Origin of the sequence: Flavihumibacter cheonanensis, from assembly GCF_022352215.1 — a bacterium.
Classification (GTDB): domain Bacteria; phylum Bacteroidota; class Bacteroidia; order Chitinophagales; family Chitinophagaceae; genus Flavihumibacter; species Flavihumibacter cheonanensis.
This window is the reverse complement of the sequence record NZ_JAKRWF010000004.1, coordinates 398925-417120: the sequence shown is the minus strand read 5'-3', so window position 1 is coordinate 417120 and position 18196 is coordinate 398925. Positions and strand designations below refer to the sequence as shown.

Annotated in this window: 17 protein-coding genes; 2 read left to right on the top strand and 15 right to left on the bottom strand. The window is 46.0% G+C overall.

The genetic code is table 11. The features are described from left to right. The first annotated feature begins 187 nt into the window (after nucleotides 1–187). The gene (locus tag MD536_RS18215) at nucleotides 188–2743 is read left to right on the top strand and encodes a zinc-dependent metalloprotease (RefSeq protein ID WP_239602741.1); all 2556 of its coding nucleotides are present in this window, start codon (nucleotides 188–190) and stop codon (nucleotides 2741–2743) included. A gap of 88 nt (nucleotides 2744–2831) precedes the next feature. Then, complete coding sequence (locus MD536_RS18210) at nucleotides 2832–3230, top strand: FEKKY domain-containing protein (protein ID WP_239602739.1); 399 nt, start codon at nucleotides 2832–2834, stop codon at nucleotides 3228–3230. Here the strand turns inward: MD536_RS18210 and MD536_RS18205 are convergent. From MD536_RS18205 to MD536_RS18135, 15 genes are all read right to left on the bottom strand, one after another. After that, nucleotides 3175–3669, bottom strand: a complete 495-nt coding sequence (locus MD536_RS18205) for a DUF4304 domain-containing protein (protein WP_239602737.1) — start codon at nucleotides 3667–3669, stop codon at nucleotides 3175–3177. The two genes, MD536_RS18210 and MD536_RS18205, sit on opposite strands and share 56 nt — an antisense overlap. 31 nt (nucleotides 3670–3700) lie before the next feature. Then, entirely contained in the window at nucleotides 3701–4975 is a 1275-nt protein-coding gene (locus MD536_RS18200; RefSeq protein WP_239602736.1) for an ABC transporter permease, read from the bottom strand. A gap of 125 nt (nucleotides 4976–5100) precedes the next feature. After that, complete coding sequence (locus MD536_RS18195) at nucleotides 5101–6477, bottom strand: NADH-quinone oxidoreductase subunit N (RefSeq protein WP_239602734.1); 1377 nt, start codon at nucleotides 6475–6477, stop codon at nucleotides 5101–5103. A 22-nt stretch (nucleotides 6478–6499) separates the two neighbouring features. Continuing rightward, nucleotides 6500–7957, bottom strand: coding sequence for a complex I subunit 4 family protein (locus tag MD536_RS18190; protein ID WP_239602733.1), 1458 nt, complete (start codon nucleotides 7955–7957; stop codon nucleotides 6500–6502). A 31-nt stretch (nucleotides 7958–7988) separates the two neighbouring features. Next, on the bottom strand, nucleotides 7989–9890 hold the full coding sequence (nuoL, locus tag MD536_RS18185; protein WP_239602731.1) for an NADH-quinone oxidoreductase subunit L: 1902 nt from the start codon (nucleotides 9888–9890) through the stop codon (nucleotides 7989–7991). A 1-nt stretch (nucleotide 9891) separates the two neighbouring features. Next, nucleotides 9892–10233: an NADH-quinone oxidoreductase subunit NuoK gene (gene nuoK / locus MD536_RS18180; RefSeq protein WP_239602729.1), complete on the bottom strand. Its 342-nt coding sequence runs from the start codon at nucleotides 10231–10233 to the stop codon at nucleotides 9892–9894. A gap of 89 nt (nucleotides 10234–10322) precedes the next feature. After that, a complete protein-coding gene (locus MD536_RS18175; protein WP_239602727.1) occupies nucleotides 10323–10820 on the bottom strand; it encodes an NADH-quinone oxidoreductase subunit J family protein in 498 nt (165 codons plus the stop codon). 34 nt (nucleotides 10821–10854) lie between these two features. Next, on the bottom strand, nucleotides 10855–11394 hold the full coding sequence (gene nuoI, locus MD536_RS18170) for an NADH-quinone oxidoreductase subunit NuoI (protein WP_239602726.1): 540 nt from the start codon (nucleotides 11392–11394) through the stop codon (nucleotides 10855–10857). Between the two features lie 59 nt (nucleotides 11395–11453). Further along, nucleotides 11454–12527, bottom strand: a complete 1074-nt coding sequence (gene nuoH / locus MD536_RS18165) for an NADH-quinone oxidoreductase subunit NuoH (RefSeq protein WP_239602725.1) — start codon at nucleotides 12525–12527, stop codon at nucleotides 11454–11456. Nucleotides 12528–12536: 9 nt separating this feature from the next. Beyond that, a complete protein-coding gene (locus MD536_RS18160) occupies nucleotides 12537–13658 on the bottom strand; it encodes an NADH-quinone oxidoreductase subunit G (protein WP_239602723.1) in 1122 nt (373 codons plus the stop codon). 70 nt (nucleotides 13659–13728) lie between these two features. After that, nucleotides 13729–15087, bottom strand: a complete 1359-nt coding sequence (gene nuoF / locus MD536_RS18155; RefSeq protein WP_239602721.1) for an NADH-quinone oxidoreductase subunit NuoF — start codon at nucleotides 15085–15087, stop codon at nucleotides 13729–13731. A gap of 32 nt (nucleotides 15088–15119) precedes the next feature. Further along, complete coding sequence (gene nuoE / locus MD536_RS18150; protein ID WP_239602719.1) at nucleotides 15120–15617, bottom strand: NADH-quinone oxidoreductase subunit NuoE; 498 nt, start codon at nucleotides 15615–15617, stop codon at nucleotides 15120–15122. Between the two features lie 166 nt (nucleotides 15618–15783). After that, nucleotides 15784–17025, bottom strand: coding sequence for an NADH-quinone oxidoreductase subunit D (locus MD536_RS18145; protein WP_239602712.1), 1242 nt, complete (start codon nucleotides 17023–17025; stop codon nucleotides 15784–15786). 47 nt (nucleotides 17026–17072) lie between these two features. After that, nucleotides 17073–17588, bottom strand: a complete 516-nt coding sequence (locus MD536_RS18140; protein WP_239602710.1) for an NADH-quinone oxidoreductase subunit C — start codon at nucleotides 17586–17588, stop codon at nucleotides 17073–17075. Between the two features lie 20 nt (nucleotides 17589–17608). Then, entirely contained in the window at nucleotides 17609–18190 is a 582-nt protein-coding gene (locus MD536_RS18135; RefSeq protein ID WP_234864801.1) for an NADH-quinone oxidoreductase subunit B, read from the bottom strand. Nucleotides 18191–18196: the final 6 nt, after the last annotated feature.

Here is an 18196-nt window from a genome sequence, read left to right as displayed (position 1 = left end):
ATTAACACAATAAATATCCGAATCCGGTACAAATTAAAAAAAAATGCGTCCCGTGTGGGTTTTAGGGCTTTTTATTGATTTTTTACTGTTTTTTACGAGCGGCTCATCCTTTCTTGAAGATTTGTGTTATAATGGGCCATTATTTTATTGTTAATCACCTATTTCCAGCAATTAAAACACACAACACATGGTTCAACAGATCAGACCGGGAAAGTGGATCCCGGTAGTGGTTTTGGCGCTGATGGGCAGCCTGGGTGCTGACGCCCAGCAACGTCCCAATCCGGCTAATGCCAAACCTGGTACGGCTCCGGCTCCAGCAGCAGCAACCCCTACTCCTCCCAAACCCAGCGGTCCCAAGCCCTACAAGGAAGTAATCACTTCCAAGGCAGTGAGCGATGATGGATTGCTCACGGTTCACAAAGTGGAGGACAAATATTATTTTGAAATTCCGGATAAAGTGTTGGGTCGCGATATCCTGGTAGTGAATCGCCTCTCCAAAGCAGCTGCCGGCATGCGGAATTTCTTTTTTGGTTATGCAGGTGACAAAATCGGCGACAATGTCATCCGCTTTGAAAAAGGCCCTAACAACAAAGTTTTCCTACGCCTGATTTCTTATGATGAAATGGCCGGGGACTCTACTGCTTCCATGTTTAAAGCAGTTGCCAATTCCAATATCCAGCCCATTGCGCAGTCTTTTGATATTGCTGCTTTTGGTGCGGATTCTACAGGAGTTGTTCTGGATGTGACCAGCTTCCTGAACAGTGATAACGAAATTCTGAATTTTGAAGCCAGTGCCAAGCGCACCTTCCGGGTTGGTAATTACCAGGCTGATAAGTCTTATATCAGCGGAGTGAAATCTTTCCCGATCAATACAGAGATCAAAACTGTAAAAACCTATGGTCGCTCTGCCGGTGCAACACCCGGACAACCACCCGCAGCCATGACACCTCCAAGTGGTTCCTATACAGTGGAGATCAACAGCTCTATGATGCTGCTGCCTGAAAAGCCCATGCAGCCGCGCTATTACGATGAGCGTATTGGTTTCTTCACCCGTCGTTATGTTGATTTTGAAAAAAATCCCCAGGGTGTAGAGTCTGTTAGCATGGTTACCCGCTGGAGACTGGAACCTAAGGATGAAGATGTTGAAAAATACAAGCGCGGTGAATTGGTTGAACCCAAAAAGCCTATCATTTTTTACATTGATCCCGCTACTCCCAAAAAATGGGTGCCTTACCTGATCCAGGGTGTGAACGACTGGCAGGCGGCTTTCGAAAAAGCTGGTTTCAAGAATGCCATCTTTGTGAAGGAAGCTCCTGTGAATGATCCTGAATGGAGCCTGGAAGATGCCCGTTATTCTGCTATCGTTTACAAGCCTTCTGATGTTCCGAATGCCAGTGGTCCGCATGAGCATGACCCTCGCAGTGGTGAGATTCTCGAAAGCCATATCAACTGGTATCACAATGTGATGGAGTTGTTGCGCAACTGGTATTTCGTTCAGGCATCACCGAATGATCCACGTGCACGTGCTCCCAAGTTTGATGATAAACTGATGGGTGAACTGATCCGCTTTGTATCTTCTCACGAAGTGGGACATACACTTGGCCTGCGTCACAACTTTGGTTCTTCTTCTTCTACACCGGTTGAAAAACTGCGCGATAAAAAATGGCTGGAAGAGAATGGTCACACACCTTCCATCATGGACTATGCGCGTTTCAACTATGTTGCACAGCCGGAAGATAATGTTGGTGAAAAAGGATTGTTCCCCCGCATTGGTGATTATGACAAATGGGCTATCGAGTGGGGATACAAATGGTATCCGCAGGCTAAATCTGCTGAAGAAGAAACACCCATCCTGAATGCCTTGACCATTGAGCGTTTGAAAGACAAGCGCCTTTGGTTTGGTCGCGAAACCAATCCCGATGATCCGCGTTCTCAGAATGAAGACCTGGGTGACAACAGCATGAAGGCAAGTACTTATGGTATCAAGAACCTGCAGCGTATCATTCCGAATCTCCAGGCCTGGACTAAAGAGCCGAATGAGAATTACGAAACACTGAGCACCCTGTACAATGAAGTAGTAACTCAGTTTAACCGGTATGTAGGCCATGTGAGCAAGAATGTTGGTGGCGTGATGGAAACTCCGAAAACAGTAGAGCAGGCAGGTGCTGTATATGAAATCGTTTCCCGCGAGCAGCAGAAAGAAGCGATGGACTTCCTGAACAAACAGGTATTCACAACTCCCACCTGGTTGCTGGATCAGCAGATCTTCGCGAAAACTGGCAATAATGGAACAGCAGTGGTGAATCGTTTGCAGGATGCAGCCCTGGGACGTTTACTGAGTGCAGGAACCATCAACAAGTTGCTGAATGCAGAAGCTACACTGGGTACCAAGACTTATACGCTGAATGATATGATGACAGATTTGCGTCGTTCTATCTTCACCGAGTTGCCAACCCGCAAACCGATTGATATCTATCGTCGCAACCTGCAGAAGAATATGGTAGAGCGTTTGCTGACCTTCCTGAAACCTGCTACTGCGCCCGCATCACTGGGTGGTGGTATCACGATCAGTTTTGGTCCGACTATCTCCCGCAACAGCGATGCCCTCTCCTATGCACGCGGCACACTGCGCAGCCTGCAGACCGAGATTCGTACCGCACTTCCTTCTTACACTGATACAGCTACCCGTTATCACCTCCAGGATTTACTGGACAGAATTAACGATGGGCTGACAGTGAAGTAAGTTAGGCGTCACATACAAAAAAAGCCGGCTCGAGTGAGCCGGCTTTTTTTATATTATGGAATTTGTCCTGGTTGTAATCTTAGTTGGGATGAAGAAATCCAAAAAAATATTTATTGCTATTTCATTGGTTTACCTAACACTGTTTGTTGCATATCAGTTTGGATTGTTTACTCCTTACAATTATTTTACTGCGAAAAGAGATGTGTTTGCTGGAAAAATTCAACATATTGAATTCGGTGAGACATTTTTGCCAATAGCTGATAATACCATCCATAAATTTGAAGACTCCCTTGGTGTTAAAACTATTTATTTAGGTTGTGTTATCACCACTCAGGAAATCAATGGGATTAAGCAATACAACTATGTGATGGAAGAGTTTAGAAAAAGAAACTTTACAAGCAAAATAAACTACTATTGCCTACAGCTGCTTTTTAGTCGGAGGCTTTCTCCAATAAAGTTAGGAAGTGTTTTCTTTGACCTTCTGTAATTCCTATATAACCGCCATTTTTCCAAAGTCTTGCTAAATCATTTGTAGTGCCAAGCGCTTCAAAGTTTGGAAGGACTTTGTCTTTAATGATTGCTATTATGTCACGTGCTGTTATTTCCGCTGACTGTTGACTGTCAACAATCCACCATTTATCTTGTTGGTCATTTAAGTAACTGCCGATGCGTCGAGTGTAATGTCGTTGGTTTTCTATCGGCAAACTTGTGTCATTAAGCTTTAAAATTAAGCTTGAAGTAATTTCTGTATTAACAGTCACCTTAAGAACATCAGCCGTGGAACTTCGACTACTCTGAATTCCGATGAAATATGTTAAGTCACCATTTGAATAGCTAAACACTGGTCCTCTTTTCTTGAACTGTCGCTCTTTAAGAACTGCGCTTAAATTGTCTGAAATTATCTTCCTGTAATCTTTTGAAGTCATAAGATTTGTCGTTGCAATAGCAGGCAAAGCCTTACTCGTACCGCAATGCCTCTATAGGATTTAACCGGCTGGCTTTATAGGCGGGATACGCACCGGCGGCGAGGCCTACAATGGAACAGATCAGTACACCCAGGAAGACCCAGAGCCAGGGAACAACAAACCCGGTGCTCATCAGCATACTTACAATATTGCCCAGTAAAACACCGATGAAGATACCAATTACTGCACCCAGCAAGCTGATCAGAATGGCTTCCAGCAGGAACTGCCAGCGCACATTACGTTGTTTTCCTCCAATGGCTTTTATCAATCCAACTTCCTTAGTTCTTTCCGTAACTGCCACCAGCATGATATTCATGAGACCTATCGCAGCACCCATCAGGGTGATGAAACCAATCACGACTGCAGAACCAGTCAGCCAGCCGATCTGGCGCATAGCCAGCTCCACAAAGGCATCACTTTTATCGATCAGAAAATTGCTTTCTTCCTTGATTTCATTTTTCCTTATAACCCGGAAGATGCCTTCTGCCTCTCCGATAGCAGTTTCAATCAGGCTGATATCATCTGTTTTTACGCCAATGGTAAAAGTGGAGGAAGCACTGCTGGTGAAAAAACGGCGCACCGAATTATAGGTGGTGATGATGTTATTATCCAGGCTTCGGCCAAAGGTAGAGCCCTTGGGTTCCAGGGTGCCAATCACCCGGAATGGAATATTGTTAACATGAATAATTTTCTCAACAGGTGCTTCTGGGTTACTGGTGCCAAAAAGTTTGTCAGCCACATCTTTACCTATGAGACATACATTCCTGCCGGTACTTACATCCAGTTCATTGATATTGCGACCCGCGGCTATTTCAAAGCCATTCATGTCGAGGTAGTTCTCATCTCCTCCATTGACCCATACTGTAGGATTGGTTTTTTTATTACCAAAGGAGGCCGCGTTGTTATTACCCCCACTTAGCGACAAAGATACTTTGGAAGGGAATTTATACCGCTCTTTAAAAGCCTCTGCCTGGTCGCGGGTAATGGGCTTATTCGTGTTGGATTTCTTGAGTTTTTTTCCGCCTTTCTCTTCTTTTTTCATTTCTCCTCTGTCGAACCGGAAAGCCGACCGGTACCGGATCGTAAAGCCATTGGCACCCATGCTGGAAAAACTCTCCATGAACTTCTGAGAGATGGCCTGTATGGCAGTGTTGATCCCAATAAGGGCTGCAATACCCAGGGCAATAATTGACACCGTAATACCCGTACGAAGTTTATTCGACCGGATGGTGCGTATGGATAGGCTTAGCGTGTCGGCAATGTTCATGCCATGAAAGTAAGAAAAAGTGAGATGTCAGACGTCAAAAGTGAAATGTCAGACGTGAGATGTGAGGCGTACGGAGCTAAAATCAGCAGATACCACCCGTCCGGTGGCACCGGACGGGTGAAAAATCAGAAGTATAAATAATTCAAAATCATGTTCGGGAAGATACCGAAGAGGATGATGAGTCCGGCTACCAGGACCAGCAACCAGCGGAATACCCCGGTTACCTCAACAGTTTCACCTGCTCCCTCCTTGAAATACATGGCCTGGATTACGCGGAAATAGTAGTACACGCTAATCGCGGCACAAATGATGGCCAGAATGACCAGCCACAAATAGGAGCCGGTTTTCACCGCGGAGGCCAGCATGAAATATTTGGCAAAAAAGCCGATGGTTAGAGGAATACCCGCCAGCGACAACAGGAAAATCGAAGTAGTAGCTGCCAGCACCGGTTGGGTGCGCGCCAGGCCATTAAAGCCTTCAAAGGTATAATCCTTCATCTTGATCAGCACCGCAAACACCCCAATCGTAGCCAGGCTATACCCCAGGGCATACAGGATGATACCTTCTTTGGAAAGCGAATTGGAGCTAAACAGCGCAAACAACATAAAACCTGCCTGCGCAATGGAGGAATAAGCCAGCATGCGTTTTACACTTTGCTGGAAGATGGCGGTAATATTTCCAATCAATAAAGTAGCTGCGATCACCACAGATACAATCAGTTTCCAATCGTATCCTGAAACACTGTAGCTGAATTCAAAGAGGCGCACAAAAGCAATGAATACCGCAGCCTTCACAATGGTTGCCATGAAGGAAGTGAACACAGTGGGCGCACCATCATATACATCCGGAGTCCAGAAATGGAAGGGGGCTGCGGATACTTTAAACGCCATGCTGATGAACAGCAGCATCAAACCGGAGGTATACCAAACATCTCTGCCTGCATTGGTGATCTGCAAAGTTGGATCTATACTGAAAGTTGCTCTCGCACCATACATCAGCACAATACCCATCAGCATGATACCGGTAGAGAAAGCACCCATCAGGAAATATTTCAGAGCCGCTTCATTGCTTTTCAGGTTACGTTTATCGCTACCTGTTAGTATGTACAAGGGAATGGAAATAATCTCAATTCCTAGGAAGAGCAACAGTAAGCTATTGAAAGAAGAAACGATGGATACACCACAAAGAATAAAGAAGATCAGGGCGAAATAATCAGCGCCGTTCTCACCTACTTCCAGCACATCTCGGGCGGATAAGAGAAAATACAACAACATAGCTCCAAAGGCGATGGTATTGAAGAGCAGTCCGAGTTTGGAAAATACCAGCATACCGCGGGTATTGATATCAAAGAACTGCATCCCTCTCAATTCAGCGATATTAGCCAGGAGGAGCAGCAGCATACCACCAACAGCAACGGCACGGATAGTGGATTTATTGGTGGTAAAAATGCCGGTGAACATCAGCACTACACCCAATATGGCGGAAAGAATAATTGCGTTCATACTATTTCAGGTCGTTTGCTGTTTATTTTAAATTCATCCTGTCCAGAATCTGCTGTGATAGCTCGCTGGTCATCGACAAAATGGGTTTGGGATAGATACCGATGAGTACAATACCAACTACCAATATAGCCAGTGCAATCTGCACATTCAATCGGATATCGGTAGCATTAGCAGTACGCTCATTGGTTGGTCCGTAAAATACATTCTGCACCATGCGCAGGGTATATACCGCACTTAAGATAATCGTGATGATACCCGCCACTGCGTAGATCATTCCGAACTTGGTAGCAGTGGATCCCCAGATACCATTGAACATCATAAACTCACCAATGAAGGCATTGGTCAATGGCATCGCGATATTTGCCAGTGCTACGATCAACATCAATATTGTCAGCACAGGTGCCTTTTGTGCAAGGCCGCCTAATTCAGAAATCTTTCTGGTACCAAACTGCTGCTCGATCACGTTCACCACGATCCACATTCCCAGGATATTGATACCATGGTTGAACATCTGTATCATAATGCCCTGGATACCACTATAGCTGGGAGCAAACAATGCCAGGATCATCAGGCCGATGTGTGCAATGGAAGACCAGGCTACCAGTCGCTTTAAATCATCCTGTTTGATGGCTACAAACGAAGCATACAACATACCTACCACAGCCAGGGTGGCGAAATTATCACCCCACTGGTAAGTTGCCACCGGAACTACCGGAGCCAGCCAGCGCAGTAAACCAAATACCCCCATTTTCGCCATGATCGCACTCAGGATCATCGTCACGGCGGTAGGTGATTGTTCATACGTATCAGGCTGCCAGGTATGGAAAGGGAACAAAGGCATTTTCACCGCAAATGCTACCACCAGTAAAATGAAGATGGTCATTTCCTCGCGGGCTGATAAGGTCAGCTTCACATAATCCGCCCAGGCAAAAGAACCGCCGGATTTGAAATACAGCAGGATCAATCCAATCAACATGAAGAGGGATCCTACAAATGTGTAAATGAAAAACTTGATGGTAACCTGGATTCTTCTCTCACCACCCCAGCGGGAGCAGAGAAAATACAACGGAATCAATGCCAATTCCCAGAAGAAATAAAACAACATGGCATCCATTGCCATGAACACACCTAATAAACCGGCCTGCGATAAGAGCATCAATCCAAAGAAACGATTGCCATCTACATAACTGTTATTCCAGGTGCTGTAAATGATCAGTGGAAAGGCAAAGGTTGTCAACAGACAAAGCAACTGGCTCATGCCATCCAGTTCAAAATGGAATCGACTGTTTAGTGCGCCGATCCAGGTTTGATTGAAGCTGAGATGGGCCGCATCATTCCATACACTAATGCCTGCCAGCATCACTGCCAGCGAAACCAGTGTAGAGAACAAGGCAATCGATTTAGCGGTTGCTTCCTGCCGGATTGCAAAGAGGGCGACACCGGTCAGCAGGGGAATCAAAATCAGTAAAACTGGTACCATTATTTGAATCTCGTTTCTTTCAATTGATCAATTATTTCTTCAAGAACACCTGCAACACGAACAACAGGATCATACCCAGCACCATCAGCAATATATAACTGCCTACCTGGCCACTTTGCAATAAGCGGAACTGGCGACTCGCATACTGCACACTTCTTCCAACTCCATTCACCACCCAATCAATTCCAAAGCGATCCAGTTTTTCCAGTCCTTTTCCAAATGCATTTACCGGTTTGGTGATAACTGCTTCATACAGCTCATCCACATACCATTTGTTCTGCAATACTTTACCCAATCCAGTTTCTTCCGCATCTGTTTTCTGATAGCTACTGAATTTCTTCCAGGCAAAAATGATAATCACCAGGATAACCGCCATCAGGCCAAACATCAGGATCAGTTCCAGCGTATGGTCAATAGTATGCGGAGTCATTCTGCGGGTTGATTCTGCAAACACGGGTGCCAGAAATTCATTCAATTGGTGACCGCCATGCATCAGCACTTCAGGGATACCTACCAAACCACCGGCAAAGCTGAAGATCGCCAGGATAACTAATGGAATGGTCATCGCTGCAGGGGATTCATGCAGGTGGTGTTCCTGTTCATGGGTTCCTCTGAAGCTTCCCTGGAAGGTCATGCTGTACAAACGGAACATATAAAAAGCGGTCATCAGTGCACCAATCGCACCCAGTACATAATACACGGGGTTGTTGGCAAAGGCGGCCGCCAGGATTTCATCTTTGGAGAAGAAACCAGAGAAAGGAATAATACCGGCAATCGCAAAACAGGCAATCAGAAAAGTGATATGTGTGGTTGGCAGGTATTTTTTCAAGCCACCCATATTACGAATATCCTGCTCGTGGTGCATGGCATGAATAACCGAACCTGCACCCAGGAACAACAGGGCTTTGAAGAAAGCGTGCGTCATTACGTGGAAAACAGCGCCGGTATAAGCTCCCACACCCAAAGCGAGGAACATATAACCCAGTTGGCTAACCGTAGAATAAGCCAGTACTTTTTTGATATCGTTTTGCTTCAGCGCGATACTGGCTGCCAGCAAGGCAGTTGCAATTCCAATTACCGCCACCACTGTTTGTGTAACGGGCGCCAGTGTATATAAAATATTACTTCTCGCGATCATGTAGATACCTGCGGTAACCATGGTAGCCGCGTGGATCAGGGCAGATACGGGAGTCGGACCCGCCATTGCATCCGGTAACCAGGTGTACAAAGGAATCTGAGCACTTTTACCGGTTGCACCTACAAATAATAACAAGGTTATAATCGTGAGGTCTTGTCCGGATAACTGATCCACTTTGCTGAATACATCGGCATACCCAACTGTACCCAGTTTGCTGAGCAGATAAAACACCGCCAATAGAAATCCGGCATCACCAATACGGTTCATCACAAAAGCCTTCTTCGCCGCACCAGTGTACTCAATATTTTTAAACCAGTAACCGATCAGTAAATAAGAACAGAGTCCCACTCCTTCCCAACCGATGAACATGATCACATAGTTGGAGCCCAGCACCAGCAGCAACATCGAGAACACGAAGAGGTTCAGGTAGGCGAAGTAGCGCGCGAAATGAGGAGCTGTTTCCTCGTGCATGTAAGCCGTAGAATAGAGGTGAATCAGGAAACCGATTCCTGTAATGATCAGCAGGAACAGACTGCTTAACTGATCTACCTGGAACGCAAAAGGAATAGACGTTTTTCCAAATTCAATAAAGTTGAACAGGGTTACCACACCGGTAGAGCCTCCCTTTACCTGCATGAAAAGCAGGATACTTACAACAAAGGAAGCCAGGATAACACCGGAGCCGATGATTCCACTCAGCGACTTAGACAAATAATTTCTCAGCAAACCGTTTAGAAGGAAACCTACCAACGGAAAGAGGGGAACCAGCCAAACGTAATCGATAATATTGTTCATATCAGTTTTTCAGTCTGTTCAGGAAATTCACATCCACCGAATGGATATTACGGTACATCATAACTATAATGGCTAATCCCACTGTCACTTCTGCTGCTGCCACCACCATGATAAAGAATACAAATAATTGCGCGTCTACCCCATTGGTAAGGGTAGGTGCTGCTCCTGCTGCCATGCTATCTGCGAGGTGCATTTTAGAAAACGCTACCAGTAACAGGTTCACGGCATTTAACATCAATTCAATACACATGAAAATGATGATGGCATTCCGCCTTGTCAGCACGCCAATCACCCCAATCGAAAACAGGGCCAGCGCCAGGAATATGTAGAGATTTATAGGCATCTTATATAATCTTTTTAGTTGTTTCTTTCACCTTTCACTTTTCACCTTTCACGTCTTTTCACTTCTCACCTTTCACCTTTCACTTCTTCTCACTTCTTCCCCAGCACCACTGCCCCCACCATCGCACTCAAAAACAGCACACTGCTGATTTCAAACGGAATCACATACTCATTGAAAAGCGCCTTTCCCAGGTTTTGAATCAATCCCGTATCACCACTACCCACCAGCGCCATGGTAGATTTACTGTCCGCATCTCTTAAAGCCGCCACCAGTACTAGCAGGAAACAGCCACCGGCAATCGTTCCCGCCAGCTTCAGCCATTTGTTTTTCTGTGGTTCTGTTTCAGTGTTCAGGTTCATGAGCATGATCACGAACAGAAACAGTACCATGATGGCACCTGCATATACGATCAGGTTCACTACTGCCAGGAATTGTGCGTTGAGCAGGATATAATGTCCGGATAATGCAAAGAAAGTGGCGATGAGTGCCAGCACACTATAAACCGGGTTCTTACTGGTAACAACCAACAGGGCACCCCCCAGGGCGACCGCAGTCAGCAACCAAAATAATATTTCTGTGATGTTCATGTTTGTTGTTCGCAGTTACTTGTAAAGATGTCTGTTACTTTTTTCGGGCTCTCTCCCCTACCGCTTTCTGGTAGAGCTCCGGTTCTTTTTTCGGATCCGGAATCAGGAGATCGTTCTTACCATAAATAAATCCTTCCCTCTTATAATTGGATGGAGCAAAGGTTTCACTCAGGTAAATCGCATCTTTCGGACAGGCTTCCTCACACAATCCACAGAAGATGCAACGCAACATATTGATCTCGTATTTCGCTGCATATTTTTCTTCGCGGTACAGATGCTCTTCACCCTCCTTACGTTCAGCCGCTTCCATGGTGATGGCTTCAGCCGGACAAGCAACAGCACACAAACCACAGGCAGTACAATTCTCTCTGCCTTCCTCATCGCGGTTGAGAATATGCAAGCCACGGAAGACCGGACTGAAGGGTCTTGTCTCCTCCGGATAATTGATGGTTGGTTTCTTCTTAAAGAAATGCGACAGAGTGATACTCATTCCTTTGGCAATCGCCGGCAGGTACATTTTCTCCCACACCGTCATTGGATGACGATCTACTGCTTTGGATCTATTGGTGAGCATTTGCATAATTCGGGCGTAAAAATATTTTTAAACTGGTTACAGGCCAAGTTTGATTCCAATCAGAATGGCCATCCGTTCTCACGAACCAATACTACGATGGCTGTTATCAGCATATTGATCAGCGCCAACGGAATCATTACTTTCCATCCGAGGTGCATCAACTGATCATAACGGAAGCGCGGGATGGTCCAGCGCACCCACATGAACACAAATATGAAAAAGGCAGCTTTCAGGAAGAGCGACAAGCCCTGCAACACAGCTACCATATTCATTCCCATGCTTTCAATCAGACTGGCATCATTAACAAATGGAATATCGTATCCACCGAAATAAAGGGTTGCCATCAGCACACTGCTCATGAACATATTGATATATTCCGCAAACAAGTAAAAACCCAGCTTCATGGAAGAATATTCCTGGTGATATCCAAAATTCAATTCGTTCTCTGCTTCCGGTAAGTCAAAGGGAGTACGGTTACATTCTGCAAAGGCACAAACGATGAAGATCAGAAAACCTAGTGGCTGATACACAATATTCCACCATCCTCCGGATGCACTCTGCAACTCCACAATGGTTTTCAGACTCAGGGAACCGGTCAGCATTAGCAGGGCGATGATAGACAAGCCCATGGCCAGTTCATAAGAAATCATCTGGGATGCACCACGCAGGGCAGCCAGCAGGGAGAACTTGTTATTGGAAGCCCATCCACCAATCATGATACCATATACACCCATGCTGAGTACAGCAAAAATGTACAGGATACCAATATTGATATCAGCGATCTGCAGATCTACTGTGCGACCGAAAATTTCAATCTGTTTTCCCCAGGGAATCACTGCGCTGGTCATCATGGCGGTCATCATAGCCAGACCAGGTCCCAGGATAAAAAGGAACTTATTGGAAGCATTGGGAATGATCTCTTCTTTCATGAAGAGTTTCAAACCATCTGCCAGGGGCTGGAACAAACCAAAGGGACCCGCGCGGTTCGGACCCAGGCGGTCCTGCATGAAACCGGCTACCTTACGTTCTGCCCAGGTAGAATACATGGCCACCAGCAGCGATACGGAGATAATGCCTCCAATCAGGATAGCTTTCTCCAGTACAAAGGCCAGGTCTATTGCAAGTTGTATCATTTCCTACTCTTATTTACCGTTATCGAGACTGTTCTTGAAATCATCACTGTGAGCTGGTCCGGCAATCTTACTCAGTTCAATCTCCGGACGGTTCACTTCACTGACATTGTGAATATTCATCAGCAATTTGGGTCCGCGACCACCCATCACATCTGGCAGGGTTTCCTTGGGCTTCACTACGTTTACATAATGTCCCTGGGAAATCACCGAGTGACGGTTTACTTGTGTCGGTCCATCAATAGTCCAGTCTTTCGCATCCTTTTTCTCAAATCGACATTCATTACAAATCCAACCTGGACCGCCCTTGGTTGAATCTTTTACTTCACCCCATTCATCTTTGCGGGCGGTAACACGGAATACTTCATCACCGCGCATCCAGAGCTGCACTTCACCACAACACTTGCTGCAATCACGATGCGCATCTACCGGTTTGGTAAACCATACGCGGTTTTTGAAGCGGAATGTTTTATCGGTTAATGCTCCAACCGGACAAACATCAATAACGTTTCCGATGAAATCATTATCGAGTGATTTTTCAATATAGGTAGCGATCTCTGCATGATCTCCTCTGTCCAGGATTCCATGCACGCGTTTGTTGGTCAGCTGATCAGCTGTGAACACACAACGATAACAAAGGATACAACGGGTCATGTGCAACTGGATGTATTCACCCAGGTCGTGTTTTTTGAACGTACGGCGGTTGAACTCATAACGGGTACCTTCCTTACCATGCTCATAGCTGAGATCCTGCAGGTGACATTCACCGGCCTGGTCGCAGATCGGGCAATCCAGCGGATGGTTTAAGAGAAGAAATTCCACCACACCTGCACGCGCATCGAGCACCCGTTCACTGGTAATGTTCTTAACGATCATACCATCCATAACAGTAGTACGACAACTGGCTACGAGCTTGGGCATGGGGCGGGGATCTGCAGTAGAACCTGCAGCCACTTCCACCAGGCAGGTACGACATTTACCACCGCTGTTTTTCAGCTTGCTGTAGTAACACATCGCGGGCGGTGTCACTTCACCACCAATCTGGCGGGCAGCATTCAGGATGGTAGTTCCTGGTTCTACTTCCACCGTGATGTTATCGATGGTTACTTTGAATAGTTTTTTCTCTTCTGACATAGTTATATAGTCAACCTCTTATTAAGTTCAGTTTCACTTTTCACCTTTCACCTCTCACGTCTTTCACCTCTCACATTTCACTTTTCACTTCCAACGGATCGGCGTAATTCGCCAACCCATAATTCCTCGTCAAACATTCCTGCGGGTTCTTAACATGCCATTCAAACTCATCACGGAAATGGCGGATCGCAGCAGCAACCGGCCAGGCAGCTGCATCTCCTAAAGGACAAATCGTGTTGCCTTCAATCTTGCGCTGGATATCCCACAACAGATCGATATCACTCATCTTGCCTTTACCCATGTCAATATTCTTCAGGATCTTTTCCATCCAGCCGGTACCTTCCCTGCAGGGAGAACATTGTCCGCAGCTTTCATGGCGATAGAAACGTGCCAGGGTATAGGTATTCTTCACCACACACTGATCTTCATCCAGCACAATAAAACCACCGGAACCCATCATGGATCCGGTAGCAAAACCACCATCACTCAGGCTCTCGTAATTCATGTAACGGGTTTCACCTTTAGCTGTTTTCAGCAGCAGGTTAGCCGGAAGAATGGGAACAGAAGATCCTCCCGGGATACAGGCTTTCAGGCGTTTGCCATTTTTAATACCACCGCAATATTCATCACTGTAGATAAATTCTTCTACAGAAATGGTCATGTCAATTTCGTATACTCCCGGTTTGTTGATATTACCGCAGGCAGAGATCAGTTTGGTACCGGTTGAACGTCCCACACCAATCTTGGCATATTCTTCACCACCCATATTGATGATGGGTACAACAGCCGCCAATGTTTCCACATTGTTCACCACAGTCGGACGATCCCACACACCTTTCACCGCCGGGAAGGGAGGTTTGATACGCGGGTTGCCTCTTTTTCCTTCAAGGGATTCAATGAGTGCAGTTTCTTCTCCACAGATATAAGCACCGGCTCCGCGCTGTACATAGATTTCGCAGTCGAAACCGGAACCCAAAATATTTTTACCCAACCATCCATTGGCTTTTGCTTCTGCGATCGCCTGCTCCAGGATATCGGGGATCCAGGCATATTCGCCACGGATATAAATATAAGTTGCGTTGGAACCTAAGGCGAAAGAAGATACAATAAGGCCTTCTATCAGCAGGTGGGGCAGAAACTCCATCAGGTAACGATCCTTAAAAGTACCGGGCTCCGATTCATCCGCATTACAAACCAGGTGGCGGGGAACGCCTTCGGGTTTGGCAAGAAAGCTCCATTTCATACCGGAAGGGAATCCGGCACCACCTCTACCCCGCAGTCCGCTTTTCTTAACTTCCTCAGTAACCGCATCCGGACTCATGGTCTTCAATGCTTTCTCCACGGCACGATAGCCACCCTCTCTGCGATATACCTCGTAAGAGCGGATGCCCTCAACATGTGCTTTCTCTAAAAGTAGTTTAACGCCCATATGGAAAATTCGTCATTTACGTAACACATTCACTAATTAAGTTGTCCTGCCTGCTTGCGACACTCCTCTATAATCTGATCCACTTTCTCGCGGGTCAGGTGTTCTTTATAATGTTTGCCCAGCTGCATCATAGGTGCATACCCACAGGCACCCAGGCACTCCACTGTTTTCAGGGTAAAGAGTCCGTCTGGCGTTGTTTCACCCACACCAATGCCTAAGCGCTGTTTGATATAATCCACGATATCATCACTGCCATTAATCATACAGGGGCCGGTCTGGCATACTTCAAACATGTATTTACCAACCGGCTTGAGGTTGTACATGGAGTAGAAAGTAGCCACCTCATACACTTCAATCGGTTCAAGCTGCAACAGGGAAGCCACGTAATCCATGGTTTCCGCACTCAGCCAGCCATGCACTTCCTGTGCAAGGTGTAATACAGGCAGCAAGGCAGACTTCTGTTTTCCTTCCGGATACCTTGCAATGATTTCCTGTACTTTGGCCAGTTTTTCCTCTGAAAATGGTACCATAAAAAGTGAAAAGTGAAAGGTGAAAAGTGAAAGAAACAATCCTTCCAAATTCAACCTTATCTGTTTATAAAATTTTTATACTTCAATCGGGTGCCCGCCCATCTTTAAACTGCCTGTACTACCGGGCTCCAATTCATAATTCACAATTCCTACTTCATAATTCTCCTTACGCGTCCATCTCTCCTGCAATCAAATTCAAACTACTCAGCGTAATGATCGCGTCACTCAGCATGGCGCCTTTAGTCAGTTCAGAATAGGCCTGGTAATAAATGAAACAGGGTCTTCTGAAATGCAGGCGGAACGGTGCCCGACCTCCATCACTGATCAGGTAATAACCAACTTCGCCATTGCCTCCTTCTACTGCGTGGTATACTTCTCCTTTCGGCATATCAATTTCACCCATGATGATTTTGAAATGCCAGATCAGGGCTTCCATCTTCGTATATACATCCTCTTTCTTAGGGAGATAGTATTCAGGAACATCTGCATGATACACGGTTGCTTCTTCACCTTTGAACTCCTGAACCTTGCGGTAAGCCTGTTCAATGATGCGCAGACTCTGCCACATTTCCTGGTTACGTACCAACCAGCGATCATAGTTATCGCCAGTAGTTCCGACAGGAATTTCAAATTCAAAATCTTCGTAAGAAGAATATGGTGCTGTAACGCGAACATCGTAATCTACACCAGCAGCGCGCAGGTTAGGACCTGTAAAACCATAGTTCAATGCTCTTTCTGCACTGATACCACCGGTTCCCATAGTACGCTCCATGAAAATGCGGTTCCTTTGGAACAGAGTTTCAAACTCTTTCAGTACAACCGGATATTCTTTGAGGAAACGTTCAATTTTTTCAAAAGCAGTGTTAGTGAAATCGCGCTCAAAACCACCAATGCGACCAATATTTGTTGTCAGACGACTACCACAAATCTCTTCATAAATTTCATAAATGAGTTCGCGGTACTGCATCACATAGAGGAAACCGGTGAAGGCACCAGTATCTACTCCTACGATGGAATTACAGATCAGGTGATCTGAAATCCGGGAGAGCTCCATAATGATCACGCGCAGGTAATCCACGCGCTTCGGTGTTTTAACCCCTAATAATTTTTCGCAGGTCAGGTGCCAGCCCATGTTGTTGATGGGCGCCGAACAATAGTTGAGTCGGTCTGTGAGTGGCGTGATCTGGTATAAAGGCCTGCGTTCAGCAATTTTTTCAAAAGCCCGGTGGATATACCCTACCGTTTGCTCCGCAGACACAATTCTTTCTCCGTCTACTTCCAGGATATTCTGGAATACACCGTGCGTGGCGGGGTGCGTGGGACCAAGGTTCAGCGTGGTGGTTTGCTTCCCTATTGAGCCTTCCGGAAGCTTAACGTGTTGCTGTTCTTGTTGTATGAGTTCTGACATTGCTGTCTAATTGTTTAAGGTGTTGCGTCGTGGTTTTCCTCTTCTGATCAGATGCTTCCTCCTCTTCCGAACATCTCATCATCCTTATCAATCCGGGTCTGGTCTTCCAGTGGGTATTCTTTTCTCATTGGGAAATAATCCATTTCATCCACATTCAGAATACGCTTCAGGTTAGGATGTCCCACGAAATTGATACCATAGAAATCATAGGTTTCGCGCTCCTGCCAGTTGGCTGATTCATACAGTTTAGTGGCAGTGAAAACATCCGGTTGCTGAATGCTGGTAAATACTTTCATACGTACCCGAACATTTTCCGGCATGTTGTGCAGGTGATAAACCACGCCCAGTTCACGACCGGTTTGATCAGGATAATGAACGCCGCAAAGATCTGTCAGGAAACGGAATTGAAGGTCCGGATCATCATACAGGAACTGCATCACTTTCAGGTTCATCTCCTTGGGTACTTCAAAGGTCAGCAGACCATAAGGTTCTTCGATATTGATGATGGCTTCACCAAATTTCTCAGTCAGTTTCTGCGTAATAAATTCATTCGTCAATACCATGATGGTGTTGCTGATTTATATTATTGTATACCGTAGGATTCAAGCAATGCTTTGTAACGATCACTGTTTCTGCGACGGAGGCTCTCATTTCCAACCAGTTCCTGGATCTTCATCACACCGTCGATAATAGCTTCGGGGCGGGGCGGGCAACCGGGTACATATACATCCACAGGTACCACCTGGTCGATTCCCTGTAACACAGAATAGCTGTCGAAAATGCCACCTGAAGAAGCACAGGCACCAACAGCAATCACCCAACGGGGTTCCGCCATTTGCAGGTACACCTGCTTCACAACCGGAGCCATTTTTTTGGCGATGGTACCCATTACCATCAGCAGATCACACTGACGCGGAGAGAAACCTACGCGTTCAGACCCAAATCTAGCCAGGTCATAATGAGAAGCCATGGTAGCCATGAACTCGATACCGCAGCAGGAAGTAGCAAATGGCAGGGGCCAGATGGAATTCTTCCTGGCCAACCCAACGATATCGCTGAGTTTGGATGCAAAAAAACCTTCCCCCATGTGACCATCGGGAAGTTCTCCCATGGTTACAATCTTACCGCCTTCATTTTTTACATTGTATTGTACCGGACGTGCCATAATCTT

Coding starts and splice junctions, on each gene's coding strand:
- MD536_RS18215 (WP_239602741.1), top strand. CDS start 188: ATGGTTCAACAGATCAGACCGGGAAAGTGGATCCCGGTAGTGGTTTTG.
- MD536_RS18210 (WP_239602739.1), top strand. CDS start 2,832: ATGAAGAAATCCAAAAAAATATTTATTGCTATTTCATTGGTTTACCTA.
- MD536_RS18205 (WP_239602737.1), bottom strand. CDS start 3,669: ATGACTTCAAAAGATTACAGGAAGATAATTTCAGACAATTTAAGCGCA.
- MD536_RS18200 (WP_239602736.1), bottom strand. CDS start 4,975: ATGAACATTGCCGACACGCTAAGCCTATCCATACGCACCATCCGGTCG.
- MD536_RS18195 (WP_239602734.1), bottom strand. CDS start 6,477: ATGAACGCAATTATTCTTTCCGCCATATTGGGTGTAGTGCTGATGTTC.
- MD536_RS18190 (WP_239602733.1), bottom strand. CDS start 7,957: ATGGTACCAGTTTTACTGATTTTGATTCCCCTGCTGACCGGTGTCGCC.
- nuoL (WP_239602731.1), bottom strand. CDS start 9,890: ATGAACAATATTATCGATTACGTTTGGCTGGTTCCCCTCTTTCCGTTG.
- nuoK (WP_239602729.1), bottom strand. CDS start 10,233: ATGCCTATAAATCTCTACATATTCCTGGCGCTGGCCCTGTTTTCGATT.
- MD536_RS18175 (WP_239602727.1), bottom strand. CDS start 10,820: ATGAACATCACAGAAATATTATTTTGGTTGCTGACTGCGGTCGCCCTG.
- nuoI (WP_239602726.1), bottom strand. CDS start 11,394: ATGCTCACCAATAGATCCAAAGCAGTAGATCGTCATCCAATGACGGTG.
- nuoH (WP_239602725.1), bottom strand. CDS start 12,527: ATGATACAACTTGCAATAGACCTGGCCTTTGTACTGGAGAAAGCTATC.
- MD536_RS18160 (WP_239602723.1), bottom strand. CDS start 13,658: ATGTCAGAAGAGAAAAAACTATTCAAAGTAACCATCGATAACATCACG.
- nuoF (WP_239602721.1), bottom strand. CDS start 15,087: ATGGGCGTTAAACTACTTTTAGAGAAAGCACATGTTGAGGGCATCCGC.
- nuoE (WP_239602719.1), bottom strand. CDS start 15,617: ATGGTACCATTTTCAGAGGAAAAACTGGCCAAAGTACAGGAAATCATT.
- MD536_RS18145 (WP_239602712.1), bottom strand. CDS start 17,025: ATGTCAGAACTCATACAACAAGAACAGCAACACGTTAAGCTTCCGGAA.
- MD536_RS18140 (WP_239602710.1), bottom strand. CDS start 17,588: ATGGTATTGACGAATGAATTTATTACGCAGAAACTGACTGAGAAATTT.
- MD536_RS18135 (WP_234864801.1), bottom strand. CDS start 18,190: ATGGCACGTCCGGTACAATACAATGTAAAAAATGAAGGCGGTAAGATT.